At 69.1% G+C, this 23,671-nt stretch carries 18 protein-coding genes; 12 read left to right on the forward strand and 6 right to left on the reverse strand.

From position 1 onward, the window contains the following. Positions 1–25 precede the first annotated feature (25 nt). Together ELQ92_RS06425 and ELQ92_RS06430 are read left to right on the forward strand one after the other, a co-directional pair. Complete coding sequence (locus tag ELQ92_RS06425) at positions 26–1,057, forward strand: glycerophosphodiester phosphodiesterase family protein (protein ID WP_128498180.1); 1,032 nt, start codon at positions 26–28, stop codon at positions 1,055–1,057. Positions 1,058–1,118: 61 nt separating this feature from the next. Beyond that, positions 1,119–3,575 carry an ATP-dependent helicase gene (locus tag ELQ92_RS06430; RefSeq protein WP_128498181.1) on the forward strand — a complete coding sequence of 819 codons (2,457 nt, stop codon included), beginning with the start codon at positions 1,119–1,121 and terminating at the stop codon, positions 3,573–3,575. A 44-nt stretch (positions 3,576–3,619) separates the two neighbouring features. Here ELQ92_RS06430 and ELQ92_RS06435 read toward each other — a convergent pair whose 3' ends face one another. Further along, positions 3,620–4,411, reverse strand: a complete 792-nt coding sequence (locus tag ELQ92_RS06435) for an oxygenase MpaB family protein (protein ID WP_128498182.1) — start codon at positions 4,409–4,411, stop codon at positions 3,620–3,622. Between the two features lie 170 nt (positions 4,412–4,581). Between ELQ92_RS06435 and sucC the strand changes: the two genes are divergently transcribed. The 8 genes from sucC to ELQ92_RS06475 all read left to right on the forward strand — a co-directional run bounded on the left by sucC (position 4,582) and on the right by ELQ92_RS06475 (position 15,685). Continuing rightward, positions 4,582–5,745 (forward strand): ADP-forming succinate--CoA ligase subunit beta, encoded by a 1,164-nt coding sequence (sucC, locus tag ELQ92_RS06440; RefSeq protein ID WP_128498183.1) that lies wholly within the window; start codon positions 4,582–4,584, stop codon positions 5,743–5,745. Positions 5,746–5,778: 33 nt separating this feature from the next. Continuing rightward, positions 5,779–6,666 (forward strand): succinate--CoA ligase subunit alpha, encoded by an 888-nt coding sequence (gene sucD / locus ELQ92_RS06445; protein ID WP_128498184.1) that lies wholly within the window; start codon positions 5,779–5,781, stop codon positions 6,664–6,666. 141 nt (positions 6,667–6,807) lie between these two features. Beyond that, complete coding sequence (locus ELQ92_RS06450) at positions 6,808–8,037, forward strand: cell division protein PerM (RefSeq protein WP_128498185.1); 1,230 nt, start codon at positions 6,808–6,810, stop codon at positions 8,035–8,037. Positions 8,038–8,077: 40 nt separating this feature from the next. Further along, positions 8,078–8,659: a phosphoribosylglycinamide formyltransferase gene (gene purN, locus ELQ92_RS06455; protein WP_128498186.1), complete on the forward strand. Its 582-nt coding sequence runs from the start codon at positions 8,078–8,080 to the stop codon at positions 8,657–8,659. Between the two features lie 14 nt (positions 8,660–8,673). Then, entirely contained in the window at positions 8,674–10,275 is a 1,602-nt protein-coding gene (gene purH / locus ELQ92_RS06460) for a bifunctional phosphoribosylaminoimidazolecarboxamide formyltransferase/IMP cyclohydrolase (protein WP_128498187.1), read from the forward strand. Positions 10,276–10,390: 115 nt separating this feature from the next. After that, positions 10,391–11,599 carry a dimethylargininase gene (gene ddaH, locus ELQ92_RS06465; RefSeq protein WP_128498188.1) on the forward strand — a complete coding sequence of 403 codons (1,209 nt, stop codon included), beginning with the start codon at positions 10,391–10,393 and terminating at the stop codon, positions 11,597–11,599. A gap of 430 nt (positions 11,600–12,029) precedes the next feature. Continuing rightward, entirely contained in the window at positions 12,030–13,871 is a 1,842-nt protein-coding gene (locus tag ELQ92_RS06470; protein ID WP_128498189.1) for an ABC transporter ATP-binding protein, read from the forward strand. Next, positions 13,868–15,685 carry an ABC transporter ATP-binding protein gene (locus tag ELQ92_RS06475; RefSeq protein ID WP_128498190.1) on the forward strand — a complete coding sequence of 606 codons (1,818 nt, stop codon included), beginning with the start codon at positions 13,868–13,870 and terminating at the stop codon, positions 15,683–15,685. Before ELQ92_RS06470 ends, ELQ92_RS06475 begins: the two co-directional genes overlap by 4 nt. Positions 15,686–15,747: 62 nt before the next feature. On the opposite strand, the gene ELQ92_RS06480 is transcribed toward ELQ92_RS06475, so the two are convergent. The 3 genes from ELQ92_RS06480 to ELQ92_RS06490 all read right to left on the reverse strand — a co-directional run bounded on the left by ELQ92_RS06480 (position 15,748) and on the right by ELQ92_RS06490 (position 17,146). Then, positions 15,748–16,257, reverse strand: a complete 510-nt coding sequence (locus tag ELQ92_RS06480) for a hypothetical protein (protein WP_128498191.1) — start codon at positions 16,255–16,257, stop codon at positions 15,748–15,750. A 90-nt stretch (positions 16,258–16,347) separates the two neighbouring features. Continuing rightward, entirely contained in the window at positions 16,348–16,689 is a 342-nt protein-coding gene (locus tag ELQ92_RS06485) for an MGMT family protein (RefSeq protein WP_128498192.1), read from the reverse strand. A 4-nt stretch (positions 16,690–16,693) separates the two neighbouring features. Next, positions 16,694–17,146 carry a GNAT family N-acetyltransferase gene (locus tag ELQ92_RS06490; protein WP_128498193.1) on the reverse strand — a complete coding sequence of 151 codons (453 nt, stop codon included), beginning with the start codon at positions 17,144–17,146 and terminating at the stop codon, positions 16,694–16,696. Between the two features lie 148 nt (positions 17,147–17,294). On the opposite strand from ELQ92_RS06490, the gene ELQ92_RS06495 reads away from it, so the two are divergent. Continuing rightward, a complete protein-coding gene (locus tag ELQ92_RS06495) occupies positions 17,295–18,515 on the forward strand; it encodes an NADP-dependent isocitrate dehydrogenase (protein WP_128498194.1) in 1,221 nt (406 codons plus the stop codon). Between the two features lie 65 nt (positions 18,516–18,580). Here the strand turns inward: ELQ92_RS06495 and ELQ92_RS06500 are convergent, their stop codons facing one another. Next, on the reverse strand, positions 18,581–19,045 hold the full coding sequence (locus tag ELQ92_RS06500) for an Hsp20/alpha crystallin family protein (RefSeq protein ID WP_128498195.1): 465 nt from the start codon (positions 19,043–19,045) through the stop codon (positions 18,581–18,583). 438 nt (positions 19,046–19,483) lie between these two features. Here ELQ92_RS06500 and ELQ92_RS06505 point away from each other — a divergent pair, with 438 nt between their 5' ends. Beyond that, positions 19,484–23,047, forward strand: a complete 3,564-nt coding sequence (locus ELQ92_RS06505; RefSeq protein ID WP_243694906.1) for a S8 family serine peptidase — start codon at positions 19,484–19,486, stop codon at positions 23,045–23,047. 70 nt (positions 23,048–23,117) lie between these two features. Here the strand turns inward: ELQ92_RS06505 and ELQ92_RS06510 are convergent, their stop codons facing one another. After that, positions 23,118–23,540, reverse strand: coding sequence for a hypothetical protein (locus tag ELQ92_RS06510; RefSeq protein WP_128498196.1), 423 nt, complete (start codon positions 23,538–23,540; stop codon positions 23,118–23,120). Between the last annotated feature and the right edge of the window lie 131 nt (positions 23,541–23,671).

The raw sequence follows: 23,671 nt of genomic DNA on the forward strand, positions 1-23,671 counted from the left end.
AGGGTGACTCGTTAGTGTGGGGAGCATGCCGGCAGCCCCTCGAGAGAACCCCCTCGTCATCGGCCACCGCGGTGCTCCCGGGTACCGCCCGGAGCACAGCAGGTCGAGCTACGAACTCGCCTTCGCGCTCGGTGCCGACTCCGTCGAGCCGGATGTCGTCGCGACGAAGGATGGCGAGCTCGTCTTGCGGCATGAGAATGAGATCTCCGGTACGACCGACGTCGCCGAGCGCCCGGAGTTCGCCCATCTGCGCACGACCAAGAGGGTCGACGACGCGGAGCTCACGGGATGGTTCACGGAGGACTTCACATGGGAGGAGCTCGGCACGCTCACCGTGCGAGAGCGCATCCCCGGTGTCCGGCCGTCGTCGGCCTCCTTCGACGGGCGGCAGGGGATCCTCCGGCTGCGTGACCTCGTGGAGATCGTCGACGAGGCCTCCGACTCGCAGAGCCGGGAACTCGGGATGACCGTCGAACTCAAGCACGCCACGTACTTCGACGGCGTGGGCCTTCCCCTCGACGAACTCGTCGATGCCGAGTTGAGGCGCCTCGGATGGGGCGCCCGTCCCGAACTCATCGTGGAGAGCTTCGAGAAGACGGTGCTCTCGCGGCTCGCCGGCCGGGGCCTGTCCGCCGAGTACGTCTACCTGGTCGAGCGCTCCGGGGCCGCGGCCGATCTCGTCGCGCGCGACGGCGCCACCGCGAGGAGCTACGCCGACGAGCTGACGGACGCCGGCCTCGACGCCCTCGCCGGCCTCGTGGACGGGGTCAGCGCCGACAAGGCTCTCGTCCTCGCGCTCGACGACGACGGGATCGCCAACGGCACGACGGACCTCGTGTCGCGACTGCACGCTCGTGGCCTCCGGGCGTACTCCTGGACGCTCCGCCCCGAGAACCGCTTCCTGGCCGCGAACTTCCGGCGCGGCACGGCCGACGCGTTCGGTGACTGGCAGTCGGAGTTCGAGCTCGTGCTGCGCACGGGGATCGACGGCGTCTTCCTCGACCATCCGGACCTCGGCGTCGCCGCTCGCGACGCGCTCGCGGGTCGTCGCCCCTGACATGACGGGGCGTGCACGGGACGGGGGGAGTGTCGGACCCCGCCGGTAGACTGGAATCGACATGTCGAGCAGCTCCTCTCCCGCCCAGACCCCTTCCTCCCGCGACTCTGAGCGAGGGCGCGAATCGTCGACGCCGCTGATCGTCGATCCGTCGACACCGCTCCAGGTCGGCGGCGGCTACGGCGGAGACGGCGGCGATCCTCTCCTCGACGGCCTGAACCCTCAGCAGCGCGAGGCCGTCGAGTACCGCGGCCCGGCCCTGCTCATCGTGGCCGGCGCGGGTTCCGGAAAGACGAGCGTTCTCACGCGGCGCATCGCGGGGCTCCTCCGATCCGGCGAGGCGTTCCCCAGCCAGATCCTCGCGATCACGTTCACGAACAAGGCGGCCGCCGAGATGCGCGAGCGCGTCGGCCACCTCGTCGGACGAGCGGCCGACGGCATGTGGATCTCGACGTTCCACTCGGCGTGTGTACGCATCCTCCGGCGGGAGGCGGAGAACTTCGGGTTCAAGGCCGGGTTCACCATCTACGACTCCGCCGACACCCGAGTGCTTCTGAAGCGCATCATCAAGGAGCTCGACGCCGACGTGCTCGGCTTCACGCCCGGCAATGCCGGGGCGCGCATCTCGAAGCTCAAGAACGAACTCGGCGACGTCGACTCCTTCGCGCGCAACATGAACGTGAACGACCCCAACGAGGTCGCGTTCCTCGAGATCTTCCGGCGCTACACCCGAGAGCTCACGTCGGCGAACGCATTCGACTTCGACGACCTCATCAGCCAGACGGTGTTCCTCTTCCGGGCGTTCCCGCACATCGCCGCGCTCTATCAGAGACGGTTCCGCCACGTGCTCGTCGACGAGTACCAGGACACGAACCACGCGCAGTACTCCCTCATTCGCGAGCTCACGCGCCCGGTACCCGCGGATGTCGTCGCGCGCGCGGGTTTCGACACGCCCGTCCGCACCGGCGACGGGAGCATCGAGGGGGCCTCCCTCACGGTCGTCGGCGACTCGGACCAGTCGATCTACGCCTTCCGCGGCGCCGACATCCGCAACATCGTCGAGTTCGAGCGCGACTTCCCCGGGGCGACGGTGATCCTCCTCGAGCAGAACTACCGATCGACCCAGAACATCCTGTCGGCGGCCAACGCCGTCATCTCCCACAACTTCGATCGGAAGGACAAGAAGCTGTGGACGTCCGTCGGCGACGGGGACAAGATCGTCGGCTACACCGGATATTCCGGGCACGACGAGGCGCAGTTCGTCGCCGACGAGATCGAGAAGCTGCACCGCGAGGGCATGCCGTACAGCCAGATGGCGGTGTTCTACCGCACGAACGCGCAGACGCGAGCGCTCGAGGAGATCTTCATCCGCTCGGCGCTGCCGTATCGCGTGATGGGCGGCACGAAGTTCTATGAGCGCGCCGAGATCAAGGACGCGATGGCGTACCTCACGGCCGTCGTGAACCCGGCGGACGCCCTCGCCATCCGCCGCATCCTCAACACACCGAAGCGCGGCATCGGTCCCGCGACCGAGACCCAGCTGCAGAGCTTCGCCGACAACGCGGAGACGTCGCTGCGGGAGGCCCTCCGCGAGTCCGGCACGCTCGGATTCGGACCGAAGGTCGCGGGAGCGATCCGCACCCTGAGCGACCTCCTCGACGAGGCGTCGGCGCTCGCCGCCGAGGGCAAGGTGAGCGACGTCCTCACGCTGCTCGTCACGAAGAGCGGCCTCGTCGATGCCCTCCGGATGAGCCGTGACCCGCAAGACGAGGCGCGCGCCGAGAACATCGAGGAGCTCGTCGCCGTGACGAAGGAGTACGAGCGGAACAACCCCGACGGGACCCTCATCGACTTCCTCACCGAGGTGTCGCTCGTGGCGGCGGCGGACGAACTCGACGACTCGTCGGGAACGGTGTCGCTCATGACGCTGCACACGGCGAAGGGACTCGAGTTCGACGCGGTCTTCCTCACCGGTGTCGAGGAGGAGCTGCTCCCGCACAAGATGTCGGCGAACGAGCCCGGCGGTCCCGCGGAAGAGCGCCGGCTGTTCTACGTCGGCATCACGCGCGCTCGGAAGAAGCTGCACATCTCGCTCGCGATGTCGCGCGCGCAGTTCGGCGAGACCGCGGTCGCGATGCCGAGCCGCTTCCTTCAGGAGGTCCCGGACGAGCTCATCGAGTGGCGCCAGTCGCCCGGGGCGGCGCGCTCCCGTGGAGGCTACGGGCAGGGGGCCCTGAACGGGCCGCGGGGCTGGAAGGGTCCGAACAACGACCGCGACGGCGGCTTCGCGCTTCCCCGGGCGGAGAAGAAGGTGTGGCCGAACGCCGTCACGGGCACGGTGAGGGACAACGGCGATCTGGAACTCGCGGCGGGCGACCGGATCCGGCACACCGATTTCGGAGAGGGGCGTGTGCTCGCGGTGACGGGCGAGGGCACGAAGCGCGTCGCGCACGTCGCGTTCGACGCCGCCGGCCAGAAGAAGCTCCTCATCAAGATCGCTCCCATCGAGAAGCTCTGATCCCTCGCGCCTCGAATCACGGCCGCGGCGTGCGGTGAGACCGGTCAGGCGGCGCACCGTGAACGACGGCGCCGGAGGGAGGCGACTGCCGGAGCGTGACGCAGCCCGGTCGGAAGCATCGGCCACGCCACTCGAGCGATCGTGAGCACCGCGCGGAAGAGTCGCCGCCGGATCGGGCCCCACGGAAGGTCGAAGGCCGAGCGGAGGCGGTCGTCGAGGAGGCCCGCCGTCACGAGGCGCGCGAGCGGCATGACGCCGCGCAGCCAGAAGGGGGCGCCGGGGGCCCGCGGATGCAGGAGGTCGTGGGCGACGCGGCGGGCCTCGTCGCTCACGGTCAGCGCGGCCAGGCGCTCGTCCCACCAGGCGCGAAACTCGGCCCTCGTGGCCGGCCACAGTTCTCCCGGCATGCCGAGGGCGGTGCCGAGCACCGCGTACTCCCGGTAGACGCGTTCCGCCTCGTCGGGATCGAGCGGGCGCAGCACGAGGTCGTGCATCACCATCGCCGAGTCGTAGAGCGTCGCGGCCACCCAGAGCTGCAGCCCCGGATCGTCGGCCGCGTACGGGAGCGGTTCGCCCTCGCTCGAGCGGACCGGCGCGTGTGCTTTCTCGACGTGGCGGCGCGCGGCGTCGCGCTCCTCGGTGGTCCCGTAGACGACGAGGTAGATGTAGTCGAGCGTGCCGGCGAGGCGTCGGAGCGGCGCGGCGACGAAGTCACTGTGACGCGCGACACCGCGGGCGACGGCGGGCTCGGCCAGTTGCAGGAGGATCGCGCGTCCGCCGGCGGCCACGATGATGGCCTCCGCCGCGATGTCCCTGATCCCCGCCACGCGCCTCATCCCTCAACGATACGGACGGGAGGGTGTGCGCAACCCTCGAGCGCTCCGACGGGAGCGCTCGTTCCGGCGGAGTAGAGTGGGACGCGGCTTTTTCCCCGGATCGCGACCCGGTGCGAGGGACTGCCGCACGGTCACGACCACAATTGCATCGACGCGGATAGGAACATCACGTGGACCTCTACGAGTACCAGGCCCGAGATCTTTTCGAGAAGTACGAGGTGCCGGTACTCCCGGGCATCGTCGCGACGACACCCGAGGAGGTGCGCGCCGCGGCCGAGAAGCTCGGAGGCGTCGTCGTCGTCAAGGCGCAGGTCAAGGTCGGCGGTCGAGGCAAGGCCGGCGGAGTCAAGGTCGTGAAGAACCCGGACGAGGCCGAAGAGGCCGCGAAGGCCATCCTCGGCCTCGACATCAAGGGCCACACCGTCCGCACCGTCATGGTCGCGGCGGGCGCGCGCATCGCGCAGGAGTTCTACTTCTCCGTGCTGCTCGACCGGGCCAACCGCTCCTACCTGTCGCTCACGAGCGTCGAGGGCGGTATGGAGATCGAGCAACTCGCCGTCGAGAAGCCCGAGGCGCTCGCACGGATCCAGGTCGACCCGATCACGGGCATCGACGAGTCGAAGGCCCGGGAGATCGCGGTCGCCGCGAACTTCCCGGCGGAACTCGTCGACAAGGTCGCGGACGTCTTCGTGAGGCTCTACGCCGTGTACACGGGCGAGGACGCGACCCTCGTCGAGGTGAACCCGCTCGTCCTGACCGAGGACGGCGACATCATCGCGCTCGACGGGAAGGTCTCGCTCGACGAGAACGCCGCGTTCCGTCACCCCGAGCACGACGAGCTGAAGGACACGGCCGCGGAGGACCCCCTCGAGCTCAAGGCCAAGGAGAACGATCTCAACTACGTCAAGCTCGACGGCCAGGTCGGCATCATCGGCAACGGCGCCGGACTCGTCATGTCGACGCTCGACGTCGTCGCCTACGCCGGTGAGGCGCACGGCGGGGTCAAGCCCGCGAACTTCCTCGACATCGGCGGCGGAGCGTCGGCCGAGGTCATGGCCGCCGGTCTCGACGTCATCCTCGGCGACGAACAGGTCAAGAGCGTCTTCGTCAACGTCTTCGGCGGGATCACCGCGTGTGATGCCGTCGCGAACGGCATCGTGAAGGCGCTCGAGATCATCGGGGACGGAGCGACCAAGCCCCTCGTCGTCCGCCTCGACGGCAACAACGTCGAGGAGGGCCGCCGCATCCTGCGCGAGGCGAACCACCCGCTCGTGACGCTCGCCGCCACGATGGACGAAGGCGCCGACAAGGCCGCCGAACTGGCCAACGCGTAACCGGACGACCACCACAGAAGGAATCAGAAGAACATGTCGATCTTCCTCAACAAGGACTCCAAGGTCATCGTCCAGGGCATCACGGGCGGCGAAGGCACCAAGCACACCGCCCTCATGCTCAAGGCCGGGACCCAGATCGTCGGCGGCGTGAATGCGCGCAAGGCCGGCACCACCGTGAGCCACGGCGACGTCGACCTCCCGGTCTTCGGCACCGTCGTCGAGGCCATGGAGCAGACGGGCGCCGACGTGTCGATCGCGTTCGTCCCCCCGGCGTTCGCGAAGGACGCGGCCATCGAGGCCATCGACGCCGGCATCCCGCTGCTCGTCATCATCACCGAGGGCATCCCCGTGGGGGACTCGGCCGAGCTGTGGGCGTACGCGCAGAGCAAGGGCAACACGACGCGCATCATCGGCCCGAACTGCCCCGGCATCATCACGCCCGGCGAGTCGCTCGTGGGCATCACGCCCGCGACGATCGCGGGGAAGGGCCCCATCGGGCTCGTCTCGAAGTCGGGGACGCTCACGTACCAGATGATGTACGAGCTGCGCGAGATCGGTTTCTCGACGGCGATCGGAATCGGTGGCGACCCCATCATCGGCACGACGCACATCGACGCGCTCGCCGCGTTCGAGGCGGATCCCGAGACGAAGGCCATCGTCATGATCGGCGAGATCGGCGGAGACGCCGAGGAGCGCGCCGCCGACTTCATCAAGGCGAACGTCACGAAGCCGGTCGTCGGCTACGTCGCGGGCTTCACCGCGCCGGAGGGCAAGACCATGGGCCACGCCGGCGCCATCGTCTCGGGCTCGGCCGGCACCGCGCAGGCCAAGAAGGAGGCTCTCGAAGCCGCTGGAGTCAAGGTCGGCAAGACGCCGTCCGAGGCGGCCTCGCTCATGCGGGAGATCGTCGCCGGGCTCTGATCCCGGACCAGCAGTCGTCGGCGCCCCCGACCGGATTCCTCCGGTCGGGGGCGTCGCTCGTCGCCGGCTGAGGCGAGACGGTCTTACTCGTCGGGGCGGCGGACCGTCCGGCGCGGCATCTCCGGGTAGGCTCGCCGAGCTATGAATCGTACGACCGTCGCGCTGCTCGCCGCCCTCGAGGCGTTCATCGTCGTCGCGATCGGGATCGCGATCGCCCTCGTCCCGCTGACGCTACTTTGGGCAGTCCAGTACGGCTTCGCCCTCGATTGGTCGGTCTTCTGGCGCGCGGCCGTCGACGTCTGGCTGCTCGGTCACGGAGCGGACCTCACGGTCGCTCTCGACCCGGTGACGGTGGCCCGACTCGGAGTCCTCGAGGCGGGGGAGCCGTTCACCGTCTCGCTCGCCCCGCTCGGCGTCGGCCTCGTCACCGTGCTGCTGGGTGCCCGGACCGGCGGTCGAGCGGCCGACTCCGGACTCTGGATCACCGGCGTCGTCGCGGCGACCGCCACGGTCCTCGTCCTCTCGGCGATCGTGACCGCGACCGCCCGACAGGACGTCGTCAGCCCGTCGCTCCTCGGGGGCATCGGCTCGCCGGCCCTCGTCTACCTCGTCGGGCTCGGCGTCGGGCTCATCGGCGCTCGACTGCGCCGCGGCGACGAGCCACTGGGCGGACGTGCGGCGGCGGCGGTCGAGCATCTCACCGACCGACTCGGTGCACGCGGCCGCGGGATCATCGCGGCCTCCCTGCGGGGCGGCGCGATCGTGGCCGCCGGCATCGTCGGAGTCGCGGCGGTCACCGTCGCGATCGTCCTCGTCGCCTCGTTCGGCACGATCGTGGGACTCTACGAGAGCTCCGGCGTCGGCGTCACCGGCGGCATCGCGGTGACGATCGCCCAACTCGCCTATCTGCCGAATCTCGTCGTGTGGTGTGCGTCGTGGCTCCTCGGCCCGGGTTTCGCGATCGGAGTCGGAACGAGTGTCTCTCCCGCGGCGACGCTCTTGGGCCCGGTTCCCGGGATCCCCGTTCTCGGAGCGATCCCGACGGGCGACCTGCCGCTCGGCTTCCTCGGGTTGATCATCCCCGTCCTCGTGGGGTTCCTCGGCGCCGCCGCCGTGAGGCCCGCCGTCGTGCGCGCGGTGGGAACACGCGGCCTCGTCGGGTCCCTCGCCCTGACGGCCGTCGGTATCGCCCTCGTCGCGAGTGTGCTCATGGGACTGCTCGCGTTCGCATCGGCGGGCGCCATCGGCCCCGAGCGGCTCCAGGAGGTCGGGCCCGCGCCGCTCGGGGTGGCCCTCGCGACTCTCGCGACGACGGGAATCGCCGCGCTCGTCGGCATGGCGTCGGGCCGGTACGGTGCCGCCGAGGACTGAGCGGGGCAGGGCGCCTCGGTCACCCCGCTAGGATTGCGGGGTGCTGTCGCTCGTTGTCCTCATCTCCGGAGGTGGGTCAAACCTCCGTGCCCTTCTCGAGGCGCAAGCCGACGAGGGCTTCCCGGCGCGCATCGTCGCGGTCGGCGCGGATCGTGATGCCGACGGACTCGCCCACGCCGAGGAGTTCGGCGTCCCGACCTTCACCGTGCCGTATGCGGACTTCGGCAGCCGGGACGAGTGGGGCGATGCGCTGCTCGAGCGGGTCCGGGAGTGGCAGCCCGACCTCGTGGTGCTCTCGGGACTCATGAGGCTCCTGCCGCACCGGGTCGTGTCCGCGCTGTCTCCGCGGCTCATCAACACGCACCCCGCTTATCTCCCCGAGTTCCCGGGTGCGCACGCCGTCCGCGACGCGATCGCCGCCGGTGCCCCCGAGAGCGGCGCCTCGATCATCGTCGTCGCCGACGGCGTCGACGACGGCCCGATCATCGTGCAGGAGCGGGTGCCGGTCCTCCCGAGTGACGACGAGAGCGCCCTCCACGAACGCATCAAACCCGTCGAACGGCGCCTGCTCGTGCAGACGGTCATCGACATCGCCAACGGCCTCGACCTCGAGGCCCTCTAACAAGGAGCACCAGCATGGCCGGCCCCCGCCACGACTCGAGCCTCTACCGCGACCGCGACTTCGTCGAGGTGAAGCGTGCACTCATCTCCGTGAGCGACAAGACGGGGCTGCTCGACCTCGCACAGGCGCTCGCCGATGCCGGCGTCGAGATCGTCTCGACGGGCTCGACCGCCGCGACGATCCGCGAAGCGGGTCACTCCGTGACCGACGTCGCGACCGTCACGGGCTTCCCCGAGTCGCTCGACGGTCGCGTGAAGACGCTGCACCCGAGCGTGCACGCGGGCCTCCTCGCCGATCTGCGCCTCGAGTCGCACGAGGAGCAGCTCGCGGAGCTCTCGATCGAGCCCTTCGAGCTCGTCGTCGTGAACCTGTACCCGTTCACGGAGACGGTCGCCAGCGGCGCGCCGAGCGACGACATCGTCGAGCAGATCGACATCGGGGGACCGGCGATGGTGCGGGCCGCCGCGAAGAACCACCCGAACGTCGCGATCGTCGTGTCACCCGACGCCTACTCGGACCTCATCGCCTCGATCCGCGAACGCAAGGGCACGACGCTCGCGGAGCGGCGTGAACTCGCGGCGAGGGCCTTCGCCCACACCGCCGCCTACGACACCGCGGTGGCCGGATGGTTCACCGACGCTTCCGAGGGCTTCGGCGCGTCGCTCACGATCCAGGCCGAACTCGGCAACGTGCTGCGCTACGGCGAGAACTCCCACCAGGAGGCCGCCATCTACCTGCGCTCCGGCGGCCAGGGCATCGCTCAGGCGACGCAGTTGCACGGCAAGGAGATGAGCTACAACAACTACGTCGACGCCGACGCGGCCGTGCGGGCCGCCTTCGACTTCGCCGAGCCCGCCGTCGCGATCATCAAGCACGCGAATCCATGCGGGATCGCCGTGGCCAACCCCAAGGCGCCCGACGCCATCGCGTCGGCGCACCGTCGTGCGCACGAGTGCGACCCCGTGTCCGCCTTCGGTGGTGTGATCGCGGCGAACCGGACGGTGACACTCGGGATGGCCGAGACCGTGAAGGAGATCTTCACGGAGGTCATCGTCGCGCCGGCGTTCGACGAGGCCGCCCTCGACGTCCTCCGGACGAAGAAGAACCTGCGTATCCTGCAGCTCCCCGAGTCCTTCGAACTCGAACCGCTCGAGTCGAAGCAGATCTCCGGCGGCATGCTCGTGCAGGAGGCCGATCGCTTCTCCGAGGCCGACCTCGAGGCGCTGACGTCTGGCTGGGAGCTCGTCTCCGGCGATGCGGCCGACGCGGACACGCTCGCCGACCTGGCCTTCGCCTGGAAGGCCTGCCGCTCCGTGAAGTCGAACGCGATCCTGCTCGCGTCGGGCGGCGCGTCCGTCGGCGTCGGGATGGGGCAGGTGAACCGGGTCGACTCCTGCCACCTCGCCGTGTCCCGCGCCGGTGACCGCGCGACGGGCTCCGTCGCGGCCTCCGACGCGTTCTTCCCCTTCGCTGACGGCCTCCAGGTGCTCATCGACGGCGGCGTCCGCGCTGTCGTGCAGCCCGGGGGGTCGGTGCGCGACGAGGAGGTCTTCGCCGCGGCGCGCGCGGCGAACGTCACGATGTACACGACGGGGGAGCGGCACTTCTTCCACTGAGCGCGAGTCTGCACCGTCCGAGCGAGGCGAGGTCCGGCCGCACGGGGACTCGCCTCGCTCGGGTGGGTGTGCGTCTCGGTTCGGGTGGGTGTCCCTCTCGGATAGGCTCGAAGCCATGTCCGTATCCTGGGGCCGTCGCCTCCTCGCCTCCGTCCTCAGTGGTGTCGCATCGGCCGGTCTCGTCCACCTCGCCATGCTCGTGGCCTTCTGGATCGCCGACAGTTCGAACCCGGCGATCATCGGGGCGGCGCACCAGTACTTCCTGAGCGCGTCGCTCATCGCGTTCGTCGTCGTGTTCGCGTTCGGGGTCTTCGGTCTCCTCGACCGCTGGTGGGGAGCGCTCGTCGCGGGAGTCGCCGCGGGGATCATCGCGCCGCTCGCGGGGACCTCGCTCCAGGTGGTCACGCAAGGCGTACCGATCGATGACACGTTCGTGCCCTCGATCGCCGCGACGCTGCTCACCGTCAACTTCGGCTTCCTCGTCGCGGCCGTCGCCGTCGTATCGACGGTCGGCCGCCTCGTGTACCGCGCCGTCGTCGGCGGGGGCGGCACCGACGAGGCCCCCACGCGCGTGGCGCTCGTGCGGCTGCCGGCGAAGAACCTCGCCGACGGGCAGACGACGCATCTCGAACGGTCCCCGATCGACACGGACCTGGCCGACTCGCAGTGGGACGCGTATGTCGCCGCCTTCACGGAGCACGGCTGGACGACGCAGGAAGTGCCGTACGCCGAGCGGCTTGCGGACTCGGTCTTCGTCGAGGACGCCGTCGTCGTGATCGACGACCTCGCGATCATCGCACGGTCGGGAAGCGAGGCGCGGCGGGGCGAGACCGATGGAGTCGAAGAGGTGCTCACCGCCCGCGGCCTGGACATCGAGCGCATCTCGAACCCGGGGACACTCGACGGCGGCGACGTGCTCGTCGTGGGGAAGACGGTCTACGTCGGCCGGTCGAGCCGCACCAACGCCGACGGGATCGCCCAGTTCCGCGCCCTGCTCGTTGCGCGCGGCTTCGAGGTCGTCGCAGTGCCGGTGACGAGGGCCCTCCACTTGAAGTCGACCGTCACGGCCCTTCCCGACGGAACGGTCATCGGTCGCGATGACCTCGTCGACGAGCCGCGCCTCTTCGCGCGGTTCCTCCCGGTGCCCGAGAGGGAGGGCGTCGCCGTCGTGGCTCTCGACCCCGAGACGCTCCTCATGTCGGCGGCCGCCCCCGAGACGGCCGAGCTGCTTCGAGAGCTCGGGTACGACGTGGTCACCGTGGACATCTCCGAGTTCGAGAAGCTCGAGGGCTGCGTCACCTGCTTGTCGGTCCGACTCGGTTGAGTCCTCGTCGGCCCGACTCGGTCGACCGCGTCGCTCCGTCGCGACATGTTCACCGACGGACGTCGACATCGCTCTTGCACCGCGCGCTGCTCTGTGAATATCCTGAAAGGCTGCGTGCGTCGTGATCTCGTCACCCCGCGCGGCTCACGAGTCGTCGATACAGGGGAGGGTCACATGAACACAGTCATCGCGCCGAAAACGGGACTGGGCATGCCGACGGACCCGGCCGGCGGGTTCCGCTCCGTCTCGAGCGCGTCGCTCGTCGGGTAGACCTGCCGACCGCACCCTCACGCCCCTGCCTCGCCGCCCCGTGCGGATCGCCGCCCCCGCTCCTCTCACTCAGCGACGGGCCGCACCGGCTCCTCCGCTTGACTCTCGTCGACGTCTCCGTCGCGACTCCGCGCCGTCCGCACGCGCAAGGAAGCTCCTCATGCCTGACCGTTCCCCCTCGACTCCGCCCCGCCGGCTCAGCACGGCTGCGGCGCTCTGGCGCATCTATCCGTGGGCGAAGCCGGCCATCCCGAGCATCGCCCTCGGCATGGTCGCAGCTCTCGTCGCTGCACTCGTCGCCCTGTCGATCCCGCTCGTCCTCGAGAACCTCGTCGACAACGCGCTCGAGACGGGCGAGTCCGCCAACATCTGGCCGGCGGTGCTCCTCGTCCTCGGCCTCGGAGTACTCGAGGCCGTGATGATCGCGCTCCGCCGCTGGTTCGTGCTGACGCCGGGGACCCACGTCGAAGCGCGACTGCGCAATTCCTTCTACGCGAAGCTGCAGGACCTCCCCGTCGCCTTCCATGATCGCTGGCAGTCCGGTCAGCTCCTGTCACGTGCGATGAGCGACCTCAGCCTCATCCGCCGGTGGCTCTCCTTCGGTCTCGTCCTCTTCGTCGTCAACACCGTGACGATCGTCGTCGGCGGAGTCGTCCTGTTCACGTGGAGCCCCCTGCTCGGCGCGATCTTCATCGTCTGCGCCGTCCCGATCTGGATCTACGGCTTCGTCTTCGAGAAGAAGTACTCGCGGATCGCCCGGAGGAGCCAGGACCAGGCCGGAGACCTCGCGACGGCGGTCGAGGAGTCGGTGCACGGGATCCGTGTCCTCAAGGCGTTCGGTCGGGGCAAGCACGCGCTCGAGAATTTCGCTTCGCAGGCCGAGAGCCTGCGCGGGACCGAGATCGAGAAGGCGAAGGCCATCGCCGGGATCTGGTACTGGCTCCTCCTCCTCCCCGACATCGCGTTCGCGTTGTGCCTCTTCGGCGGGGTGTGGCTTGCGGCGTCGGGCGAACTCACGGTCGCGCAGCTCTTCGCGTTCTTCGCGACGGCGGCGATCCTCCGCTGGCCGATCGAGTCGATCGGGTTCCTGCTCGCGATGACCTTCGACACGCGGACCGCGACGGACCGGTTCTTCGAGGTGATGGACGAGGTCAACACCATCACCGATCCCGCGCAGCCCGCGAGCGTCGACGAGCCGCGGGGACGCCTCGTGTTCGACGACGTGCACTTCCGGTTCCAGGACACCGCGGAGGGTCAGCCCGACCTGCTCGACGGGGTCTCGCTCGAACTGTTGCCGGGCGAGACCATGGCGCTCATCGGGATCACGGGGTCCGGCAAATCCACTCTCACGGCGCTGACCACTCGGCTCTACGAGGTCACCGGGGGACGCATCACGATCGACGGTGTCGACGTCCGGGACCTCTCACGGCTCGAACTCCGTCGGCACATCGCGATGGCGTTCGAGGACGCGACGCTCTTCTCGGCGACGATCCGGGAGAACGTGCTCCTCGGCCGCGACGACATCGATCTGCACTCGCCCGAGGCGGACGCAGCTCTCGAGGAGGCCCTCGACATCGCGCAAGCGGGGTTCGCGCGCGAGCTGCCGGACGGCATCGAGACGACCGTCGGGGAGGAGGGGCTGAGCCTCTCGGGCGGGCAGAGACAGCGACTCGCGCTGGCACGTGCCGTGGCCGCGAGGCCCGCGGTCCTCGTGCTCGACGATCCGCTCTCCGCGCTCGACGTCGACACGGAGGCGCTCGTGGAGGCCGCCTTGCGCCGCGTGCTCGCGAGCACGACGGCGCTCATCGTGGCGCACCGCCCGTCGACGGTCATGCTCGCCGATCGTGTCGCACTCCTCGAGCGCGGCCGCATCACGGCCGTCGGCACCCACAGCGAACTGCTCGCGTCGAGTGAGCACTACCGATTCGTCATCTCGAGCCTCGACGACGACGACCCGCTCGTCCCCACCGAGGGCGACGGACGACAGGAGGTTACCTCATGAGCTCGGCATCCGTCCTCGGCGTGAGCGGTGAGGAGCGCGACGACTTCTCGAAGGAGGAATCGCGGCAGATCCGCCGGCGCTCGCTTCGCCTTCTCGGTTCGCTGCTCGGTCCGCTCAAGGTCCGCGTGTTCTGGACGATGCTCGTGGTCGTCGTCTCGACGGCCGCGCAGGTCGCGGGGCCGGCCCTCATTGCGTTCGGGATCGACACGGGCCTCCCGGCGGTGCTCGAACGAGCCGATTGGATGCCGATCGTCCTCATCGTCGCGATCTATCTCGTGACGGGTCTCATCGGTGCGGTCCTCATCGCGTGGTACACGGTCCTGAGCGCGCGCATCAGTCAGGCGATCCTCATCGACCTGCGGAAGCGCGTGTTCCTCCAGACGCAGAGGCTCAGTCTCGAGTTCCATGAGAGCTACACCTCAGGCCGCATCATCTCGCGCCAGACGAGCGACCTCGACTCCATCAAGGAGCTTCTCGACTCGGGGATCAATCAGCTCGTCTCGGGCTTCCTCTACATGACCTTCACGGGCATCGCCCTCTTCCTCCTCGATTGGACGAGCGGGCTCGTCCTGCTCGTCTCGCTCATCCCGCTGCTCATCCTCACCCGGTGGTTCCAGAAGCGGTCGCAGTCCGTGTTCCGCGAGACGCGTGTCACGTCCGCGCGGGTCATCGTGCAATTCGTGGAGACGATGACGGGAATCCGGGCGGTGAAGGCGTTCCGAAAGGAGAAGCGGAACGAGGCGACGTACGGTGCTCTCGTCGAGGACTACCGCGACGCGAACGCCCGGGCAATCCGCTTGTTCGGGTTCTTCGATCCCGGGCTCGTGCTGATCGGGAACGTCACGGTCGCCGCCGTCCTGCTCGTCGGGGGATTCCGTGTCGTCGACGGCGCGATCGAGATCGGTGCGCTCCTCGCCGCCGTGCTCTACACGCGTCGCTTCTTCGACCCGATGGAGGAGATGGCGATGTTCTACAACTCCTACCAGTCGGCGGCGGCAGCGCTCGAGAAGATCTCCGGGGTGCTCGAGGAGCGACCGAGTGTGCCGGATCCGACGAGCCCGATCGATCTGTGGCAGGCGAGGGGGCACGTCTCGTTCGAGGGCGTGCGCTTCGCCTACAACCATGACAGCGTCGTGCTGCCGAGCTTCACGCTCGACATCCCTGCCGGGCAGACGATCGCTCTGGTCGGGACGACGGGGGCGGGGAAATCGACGCTCGCGAAGCTCATCTCGCGCTTCTACGATCCGACCGACGGGCGCGTCCTCCTCGACGGCGTCGACCTCCGGAAGCTGCATCCGAAGGATCTGCGGCGTGCGATCGTGATGGTCACGCAGGAGGCGTACCTGTTCTCCGGCACGGTCGCGGACAACATCGCGCTCGGCAAGCCCGGAGCGAGTCGAGACGAGATCGAGCGTGCCGCGCAAGCGGTGGGAGCGGACACGTTCATCGACGCGTTGCCGAAGGGCTACGACACCGACGTCAACAAGCGCGGCGGTCGCGTCTCGGCGGGTCAACGCCAGTTGATCTCGTTCGCGCGGGCGTTCCTCGCCGACCCGTCGGTGCTGATTCTCGACGAAGCGACGGCGTCGCTCGACATCCCGAGCGAGCGGCTCGTCCAGGAGGCGTTGCAGACGCTTCTCGCCGACCGCACCGCCGTGATCATCGCGCACCGACTCTCGACGGTCGCGATCGCCGACCGTGTGCTCGTGATGGAGCACGGTCGAATCGTCGAGGACGGCACCCCCGCCGACCTCATTAGCGGGTCGGGTCGCTTTGCGCGCATGCACGCGGCGTGGAGGGACTCCCTCGTCTGACCTGCCGCGCTCGTGACGCCGAGGTGCCGGGGGACCGAAGTCCTCCGGCACCCCGCCGTCTCTCAGGGGAGGGATGGCGGGTTCTCGGACGTCGCGCCGACGCCGGAGGATCCCTGCGTCGGGGAATCGGAGGCTCCGGGGGTGAAGCCGTAAACGACGTCGCCGTCGACGAAGGCGGTCCACCCGGCGTCGCACGTGACGAGCGTGGCGGGGAGGGTCTCGGGCCACCAGGTGTCCTCGAGGGGAGCCTCCGCAACGATTTCCGACTCCGAGACGTTCGGCGTCCGGGCGTCGGTGTCGCAAGCTCCGCTCGCGAAGTGCGAGGCCGAGCGGTAGGTCAGGATCGACGAGTCGTCGGCGAGGTCGGTCGTGTACCGAATGTCGGTCGCGTCATCCGGTACCCACGAGGGCGCGGGGAGTGTGGTGTCGGTGCGGAACTCGTCAATGCTGCCGTAGGCCGCGCTTGTCGTCGATCCGAACGCCAGCTGGAGGCTGGAGCACGACGCGAGCAACGGGGCGGCGAGGACCGCGAGAGCGACGAAGGCCGTGAGACGGACGGGGCGGGAGACCATGAACCAAGCCTCACGGGATCGCGGTGCCACGTCGTCAGCCTGCGGAGGGAACCGTCTCATCCTGCAGCACGACTCGCGGGTCGCGGGTGGTCAGATCCACGCGGAGCGGGCGATCCGGTAGCCGGTCGGCGTGTCGACGAGCGGAGTGCCCTCCTCCTCGTAGTGGGGCCGAGCCGTGACCTCGAGGCCGATGGGCGGGAGTCCGCCCGAGCGCACCACCCGCCACCAGGGAACGGAGTGCCCGGCATGGGCCATGACGCGGCCCACTCCGCGGGCCGACCGCGACCCGAGCGCCGCGGCGATGGAGCCGTAGCTCATGACATGACCGGGAGGGATCGCCGCGGCGACTGCGAGGACCTCCTCGACGAAGTCGTCACCGGTGGGAGGACCGCTCGGCTCGCCGTCCCGCGACTGGGACGAATCGACCCGCATCGGTTCAGAGGGCGAGCTCTGCGACGGTCTCGCCGTACGAGGTCTCGCCGACGGGCACGAATCCCACGCGGAGGAAGAATGCCTCTGGACCGCTCTCACCGGGCTCGTAGATCACATCGAGGTGGTTGAACCCTCGGTCCCGCGCCTCGGACCGGAGCGCCTCGACAGCGAAGGTGCCGATGCCGCGGCCCTGGTCGTCGGCGTCGACGTTGATCCGCCAGAGGATGCTGCGGAACTCCTCCTGCTCGGCGTTCGGGTCGAAGTTGCCCTGAATGAAGCCGACGACCTCATCGCCGTCGAGGATGACGCGTTGCCAGCTCGTCGTCGGGTCGACGACCGCTGCGGCGACGGCGTATGAGACGGGGGCGACGAACTGCTCCTGGCCCGGTTTGAGCGTGAGCGTGTTGACCGCGACGATTGTGGACGCCGACAGTTCCTCGAGTCTCAGCTCAGCCATGTCAACAGGCTACCGGTCGAGGCGGTCGGCAGGGAAGGATGGAGCCCCCGCGGGCGGCATCACCCGCAGTTGTCTCGACGTCGAGACAACTGGGGCGCGCGGTAAGCTGGTGCGGCGAGATCCGCCCGTATTCCCTACAGGAGTTGTTTTGTCGAAAATCAAGGTTGAAGGCACGGTCGTCGAGCTCGACGGCGACGAGATGACCCGCATCATCTGGCAGGCCATCAAGGACACCCTCATCCACCCGTACCTCGACGTGAACCTCGAGTACTACGACCTCGGTATCGAGAAGCGGGACGAGACCGACGACCAGATCACGATCGACGCGGCCGAGGCCATCAAGAAGCACGGCGTCGGTGTGAAGTGCGCGACCATCACACCGGACGAGGCCCGCGTCGAGGAGTTCGGCCTCAAGAAGATGTGGCGGTCGCCGAACGGCACGATCCGGAACATCCTCGGCGGTGTCATCTTCCGCGAGCCCATCATCATCTCGAACATCCCGCGCCTGGTCCCGGGCTGGAACAAGCCGATCATCGTCGGTCGCCACGCCTTCGGTGACCAGTACCGCGCGACCGACTTCCGCTTCGAGGGCGAGGGCACGCTCACGATGACCTTCACGCCGAAGGACGGTTCGGAGCCGCAGCAGTTCGAGGTCTTCCAGTCGCCCGGTTCCGGCGTCGCAATGGGGATGTACAACCTCGACGAGTCGATCCGCGACTTCGCCCGTGCCTCGCTCAACTACGGTCTCGCCCGGAACTACCCGGTCTACCTCTCGACGAAGAACACGATCCTCAAGGCGTACGACGGCCGCTTCAAGGACATCTTCCAGGAGGTCTTCGAGGCCGAGTTCAAGCAGCAGTTCGACGACGCCGGCCTCACGTACGAGCACCGCCTCATCGACGACATGGTCGCGTCGGCGCTCAAGTGGGAGGGTGGCTACGTCTGGGCCACGAAGAACTACGACGGTGATGTCCAGTCGGACACCGTCGCTCAGGGCTTCGGCTCGCTCGGCCTCATGACGAGCGTGCTCTCCACCCCGGACGGCAAGGTCGTCGAGGCGGAGGCCGCCCACGGCACGGTCACGCGGCACTACCGCCAGCACCAGGCCGGCAAACCCACGTCGACGAACCCGATCGCCTCGATCTACGCGTGGACACGGGGACTCGCGCACCGCGGCAAGCTCGACGGCAACCAGGAACTCATCGACTTCGCGGCGACCCTCGAGGACGTCGTCATCAAGACGGTCGAGTCGGGCAAGATGACGAAGGACCTCGCGCTCCTCGTCGGCCCCGAGCAGCCGTACCAGACGACGGAGGAGTTCCTCGCGACGCTCGACGCGAACCTGCAGGAGCGCATGGCCGGCGCCTGATCCTCGGCATGACGCACGAAGCCCCTCCCCGCTGATGCGGGGAGGGGCTTCGTGCGTCATGCCGATCAGGACGCTTCGTTGACCTGAAGCGTGGAGCTCTGGTCGAGAGCCTGGCCCTGGTCGGACTGCTCGGCTCCGGAGCCGACGGCGATCTTCCGCGGCTTGGCCTTCTCGCTCACGGGGATCGTCACGGAGAGCACGCCGTTCGCATAGTTCGCGGTGATGTTCTCGGTGTCGACGCCCTGGCCGAGGTTCAGCTGGCGGAGGAAGGAACCGGACTCGCGCTCCTTGGCGAGCCACGCGACGCCCTCGCCTTGCGTGAGGGTGCGCTCGGCGCGGATGGTGAGGAGCTGGCCGTCGATGTCGATGTCGACGGAGCCGGGGTCGATGCCGGGCAGGTCTGCGGCCATCACGTAGTGGTCGCCGTCGCGGTAGAGGTCCATCGGCATGAGGCGGGGTCCCCGTCGGGTGTCGAGGAACGCACCGGCGACGCGGTCGAGCTCGCGGAATGGGTCGAAGTTCATGGCCATCGATTTCTCCTTCGTCGGGGCCGCTGGGCGGCCGGATGTACGGTTCTCCAGAGTTGAGTGGGGTTCGCTCAACCTGAGATCAGATTAGCACTCTCGTGGGCCGAGTGCCAGATTTCACGTTCGCCGTGGGCGATCGTCGCGCCATTCGTGTCCCCGCGCCGAAGTGGAGCGTCATCCGGCCTTTTTCGCGCGTCGTTGTGCGTTCCGAGAGCGTGTCCGCCATTCACCCGACACACGAACGGCCGTAACGCGACGTTTACACGTGGCCCTCGCTCGGGGGCCACTTGTGCGCTAGTTTCGTTCCCGGGTACCCGAAGCCCGCGCAATACGAGGCCGTATTGATCGGCGTCGTCAGTTCACGAGACGGGGAAGGTATCCGTGAGATATTCCATTCCGCGTGGCCCACGGGGCGACGCACGCGGAGCGGGGGCACGCCGAGTGCTCTCCGCTTCAGTCACCGCAACACTCGCGATCTCCGCGATCGCATTCACCGGCGGCACCGCGACGGCCGCTCCCACGCCGTTCGCGCAAAGCGGCAAGACGACGTTCGACGCGGGGCGCTACGTCGTGACCCTCGCCGACGACCCGGCCGCCACCTACGACGGCGGCGTCTCGGGTTTCGATGCCACGAAGCCGGACCCGGGGGGTCGGTTGAACCCCGGCGCGACGGACGTCACGGAATACACGGACTACCTCGCCGCCGAGCAGGAGGACGTCGCGGCCGAGGTCGACGCGACGATCGACTACTCCTACACGCTCACGGTGAACGGCTTCGCCGCCGACCTCTCGAGCGAACAGGCGAGCGCGCTCGCCGCCGACAAGCGCGTCATCTCCCTCGAGGAGGAGGAGATCCTGCACACGACCGCCCAGTCCTCGACGGACTTCCTCGGCCTCTCGGGCGACGGCGGCGTGTGGGAGAGCGTCGGCGGAGTCGATGCGGCCGGTGCCGGCGTCGTCGTCGGCGTCCTCGACACGGGCATCGCACCCGAGAACCCCTCGTTCGCCGGTGAGTCGCTCGGAACGACCCCGGGAGACGCACCCTTCCTCGACGGCGAGGAGATCGTGTTCTCGAAGGGCGACGGCGGCACATTCCGAGGCGTGTGCGAGGAGGGCGAGCAGTTCGCCGCCTCCTCGTGCAGCACGAAGGTGATCGGCGCGCGGTACTACGTCGACGGCTTCGGCGCCGACCGCATCGGCGACGCGAGCGTCGGCGAGTACGTGTCGCCGCGTGACGGCGACGGCCACGGCTCCCACACCGCGAGCACGGCGGCCGGCAACCACGCCGTCGACGCGAGCGTCGGGGGAGTCGGCTACGGGCAGATCTCCGGGGTCGCCCCGGCGGCGAAGATCGCGGCGTACAAGGTCTGCTGGTCGGGGCCGGATCCCGCCGTGACGACCGACGACGGCTGCGCGACGACCGACCTCCTGGCCGGCATCGAGCAGGCCGTGACCGATGGCGTCGACGTCATCAACTACTCCATCGGCGGCGGCGCCGCGGAGACGACCGTCTCCGCGACCGACTACGCGTTCTTCGGTGCCGCGGCGGCGGGGATCTTCGTCTCGGCCTCGGCCGGGAACGACGGCCCCGGGGAATCGACCCTCGACAATGCGTCGCCGTGGATCACGACGGTCGCGGCCTCCACCATCCCGAGCTACGAGGCCACCGTCGAGTTGGGTGACGGTTCCGCCTACCCCGGCGCCTCCATCACGGTCGACCGCTCCGAGGGGGCGACACCCTTCACCGGGCCGCTCGTCTGGGCCGACGACGTCGCCGCGGAGGGAGTCGCGGACGCCAACCTCTGCGGCCCGGGTTCGCTCGATCCCGCCGCCGTCGAGGGCATGATCGTCGTGTGTGATCGCGGAACGTACGATCGCACGGCGAAGTCGGCAGAGGTCGCACGGGCCGGGGGCATCGGCATGCTTCTCGTCAACCCCGTCGCAGGCTCGATCGATCTCGACGAGCACAGCGTGCCCACGGTCCACGTCGACGTGCAGTTCCGCGACGCGATCGTCGCGTACGCGCAGACCGAGGGAGCCACGGCGACCTTCCTGCCGGACAACGTGTCCGACTACCCGTCACCGCCGACCCCGCAGGTCGCGGGCTTCTCGAGCCGCGGACCCGTGCTCGCGGACGGAAGCGACATTCTGAAGCCGGACGTCTCCGCTCCGGGCGTCGCGATCCTCGCGGGAGGGGCGAACGCCGAAGGCGCGGAGCCCACCTTCAAGTTCCTGTCGGGGACGTCGATGGCGGCACCGCACGTCGCGGGCCTCGGTGCGCTCTATCTCGGCGTGCACCCCACCGCCGCTCCCGCCGAGATCAAGTCGGCGCTCATGACGACCGCGTCGGACACCGTCGATGCGGCGGGTCACGACGTGAGCGATCCCTTCGTCCAGGGTGCCGGGCAGGTCGAGCCCGGATCGTTCCTCGACACCGGTCTGCTGTACCTCAACGGTGTCGACGACTGGGAGTCCTACATCGAGGGCGTCGGCTTCGAGTTGTCACCCGATGTCGAACCGATCGATCCGTCGAGCCTCAATCTGGCCTCGATCGCGATCGGAGCGCTCACCGCTCCGGAGACGGTCACCCGGACGGTGACCGCGACCACGGCGGGGACGTACACGGCTCGGCCGATCGACATCCCGGGCATCACGGCCGAGGTGACGCCGTCGTCGTTCACCGTCGCGGAGGGCGAGTCCGTCTCGTACACCGTGACGTTCACGCGGACGGACGCTCCCCTCGACGAGTTCGCGACCGGGTCGCTCGTCTGGGAGGGTGACGACGGCACCACGGTGCGCTCGCCGATCGCGGTGCAGCCGGTCACGATCGTCGCTCCCGACGAGGTCGCGGGTGAGGGCGTCTCGGGCTCCGTCGAGATCGAGGTGACCCCGGGCGGTTCGGGTGCGATTCCGCTCTCGGCTCAGGGCCTCGCGCCGGCGATCCTCGTGGAGGGCGACGGTTCGGCGGAGGGCCACACGGGGTCCGGATCGGGTGGTGACGAGTTCACCTACCCCGTCTCGGTGGCCGACGGGGCGTCTTTCGCGCGATTCTCGCTCATCGCCGTCGACAAGACGGCCGACCTCGATCTGGTCGTCTATCAACTCGATGCGGCCGGTGAGCCGGTCGCGGGATGGCAGTCGGCGACCGGATCGGCCGACGAGCAGGTCGACATCTGGGCGCCGGAGGCGGGCGACTACCTCGTCGTCGCGAGTGTCTACAGCGGTACGACGGCGTTCGACGTGAAGACGGCCTCCGTGGTCCCCGGGGCGGGTGAGGGCGGCTTCGCGGTCGATCCGACCGAGCTCGAGGGCGTGCAGGGCGAGCCGATCGCCTACACCGTCTCGTGGACCGGCCTCGCACCGCTCTCGGACTACGTCGGTGTCATCGTGTACGGCGACACAGGGGAGGCGACGGTGGTGTCCGTCGCGAGCGGAGAGGCGCCCGCTCCCGACTCTCCCGTCAACACGACTCCCCCGACCATCGGCGGAACGCCCGAGGTGGGCGAGAAGCTGACGGCGGACCCAGGGGAGTGGGACACCGAGGGGGTCGCGTTCGCCTATCAGTGGCAGGCGGACGGCGTCGACATCCCGGGAGCCACGAAGGCGACCTACAAGGTGAAGAGGGCCGACCAGGGCAAGACCATCACCGTCGTCGTGACGGCGACGGCCGAGGGTCTGGCTCCGGGCGCCGCCACGTCGGCGGGAGTCGTCGTCGCGTTCGTCTCGAAGGTCTCGCTCTCGGTCTCGCCGACGGTCGGGTTCAGCTGGTCGACCCGCACCGCAACGGTCAGGGTGACGAGCGACTCGGACGCCCCCGGAACCGGGACTGTCGTCATCACGGCCGGAGGGAAGTCGGTCGAGGCCGTGCTCGATGCGAACGGGACCGCCACCGTGAAGCTGCCGAAGCTCGGCTCGGGAGTGCACACGGTGCGAGCAGCCTACGAGGGTGACGCCACGCACGAGGCGGCGACCAGCCCCAAGCGGCTCGTCGTGGTCATCTTCTAGCAGCAGGCCCACCAGACGGAACGGCCCCGCATGACGGATCATGCGGGGCCGTTCCGTGCGCGGAGGCGGATCAGCCGCACGCCTCCTGGATGGCCGCGGCCTTCTCCTGGAAGTCGGTGACCGACGCCATCACGGATTCGCTGTCGGCGTTCGCGGGGTCGCCGGCGGCCGCGGACACCTCGTCGACGTAGGTGCCGAGGGAATCCTCGGTGTCCTCGGCGAGGGCCTTGATTTCCTCGTTGCTGATGCCGTCGACCGTCTCGCCGAACGTGTCGCGGAAGCTTTCGAGCGCCTCCACGGCGCCCTCGGGGTCGGTCGCGAGAGTGGAGATGCTCGAGTTGAGCTCCTCACTCGCCGCGGTGAGTTCCTCGTTGAGCTGCGTGCAGGCTTCGTCCTTCGACTGTCCGGCCGTGCAGCCGGTCAGGAGCAGGGCGCCGGCCGCCACGAGGCCGACGACGGCGCGTCGCGCGCGCAGGGAGGTGGTGATGGTCATGGGGTCCCCGTTCTGTGAGTGAGCAACGTCCCCGACCCTAACAGCGGGCGGCGAGCGCGCCAGGGGGCTGGCGCGGCCCGACCGGGGCGCCCGAACGAGTCACCGGCTCGATGACTCATCGCGTCGGCAGC

Origin of the sequence: Labedella populi, from assembly GCF_004078655.1 — a bacterium.
GTDB classification, from domain to species: domain Bacteria; phylum Actinomycetota; class Actinomycetes; order Actinomycetales; family Microbacteriaceae; genus Labedella; species Labedella populi.

What these genes read in the sequence shown, in the direction of transcription:
- ELQ92_RS06470 (WP_128498189.1), top strand. Translation starts at nt 12,030, where the DNA reads ATGCCTGACCGTTCCCCCTCGACTCCGCCCCGCCGGCTCAGCACGGCT.
- ELQ92_RS06425 (WP_128498180.1), top strand. Translation starts at nt 26, where the DNA reads ATGCCGGCAGCCCCTCGAGAGAACCCCCTCGTCATCGGCCACCGCGGT.
- ELQ92_RS06430 (WP_128498181.1), top strand. Translation starts at nt 1,119, where the DNA reads ATGTCGAGCAGCTCCTCTCCCGCCCAGACCCCTTCCTCCCGCGACTCT.
- ELQ92_RS06480 (WP_128498191.1), bottom strand. Translation starts at nt 16,257, where the DNA reads ATGGTCTCCCGCCCCGTCCGTCTCACGGCCTTCGTCGCTCTCGCGGTC.
- ELQ92_RS06490 (WP_128498193.1), bottom strand. Translation starts at nt 17,146, where the DNA reads ATGGCTGAGCTGAGACTCGAGGAACTGTCGGCGTCCACAATCGTCGCG.
- purH (WP_128498187.1), top strand. Translation starts at nt 8,674, where the DNA reads ATGGCCGGCCCCCGCCACGACTCGAGCCTCTACCGCGACCGCGACTTC.
- ddaH (WP_128498188.1), top strand. Translation starts at nt 10,391, where the DNA reads ATGTCCGTATCCTGGGGCCGTCGCCTCCTCGCCTCCGTCCTCAGTGGT.
- ELQ92_RS06485 (WP_128498192.1), bottom strand. Translation starts at nt 16,689, where the DNA reads ATGCGGGTCGATTCGTCCCAGTCGCGGGACGGCGAGCCGAGCGGTCCT.
- ELQ92_RS06450 (WP_128498185.1), top strand. Translation starts at nt 6,808, where the DNA reads ATGAATCGTACGACCGTCGCGCTGCTCGCCGCCCTCGAGGCGTTCATC.
- ELQ92_RS06500 (WP_128498195.1), bottom strand. Translation starts at nt 19,045, where the DNA reads ATGGCCATGAACTTCGACCCATTCCGCGAGCTCGACCGCGTCGCCGGT.
- sucD (WP_128498184.1), top strand. Translation starts at nt 5,779, where the DNA reads ATGTCGATCTTCCTCAACAAGGACTCCAAGGTCATCGTCCAGGGCATC.
- ELQ92_RS06510 (WP_128498196.1), bottom strand. Translation starts at nt 23,540, where the DNA reads ATGACCATCACCACCTCCCTGCGCGCGCGACGCGCCGTCGTCGGCCTC.
- ELQ92_RS06435 (WP_128498182.1), bottom strand. Translation starts at nt 4,411, where the DNA reads ATGAGGCGCGTGGCGGGGATCAGGGACATCGCGGCGGAGGCCATCATC.
- ELQ92_RS06475 (WP_128498190.1), top strand. Translation starts at nt 13,868, where the DNA reads ATGAGCTCGGCATCCGTCCTCGGCGTGAGCGGTGAGGAGCGCGACGAC.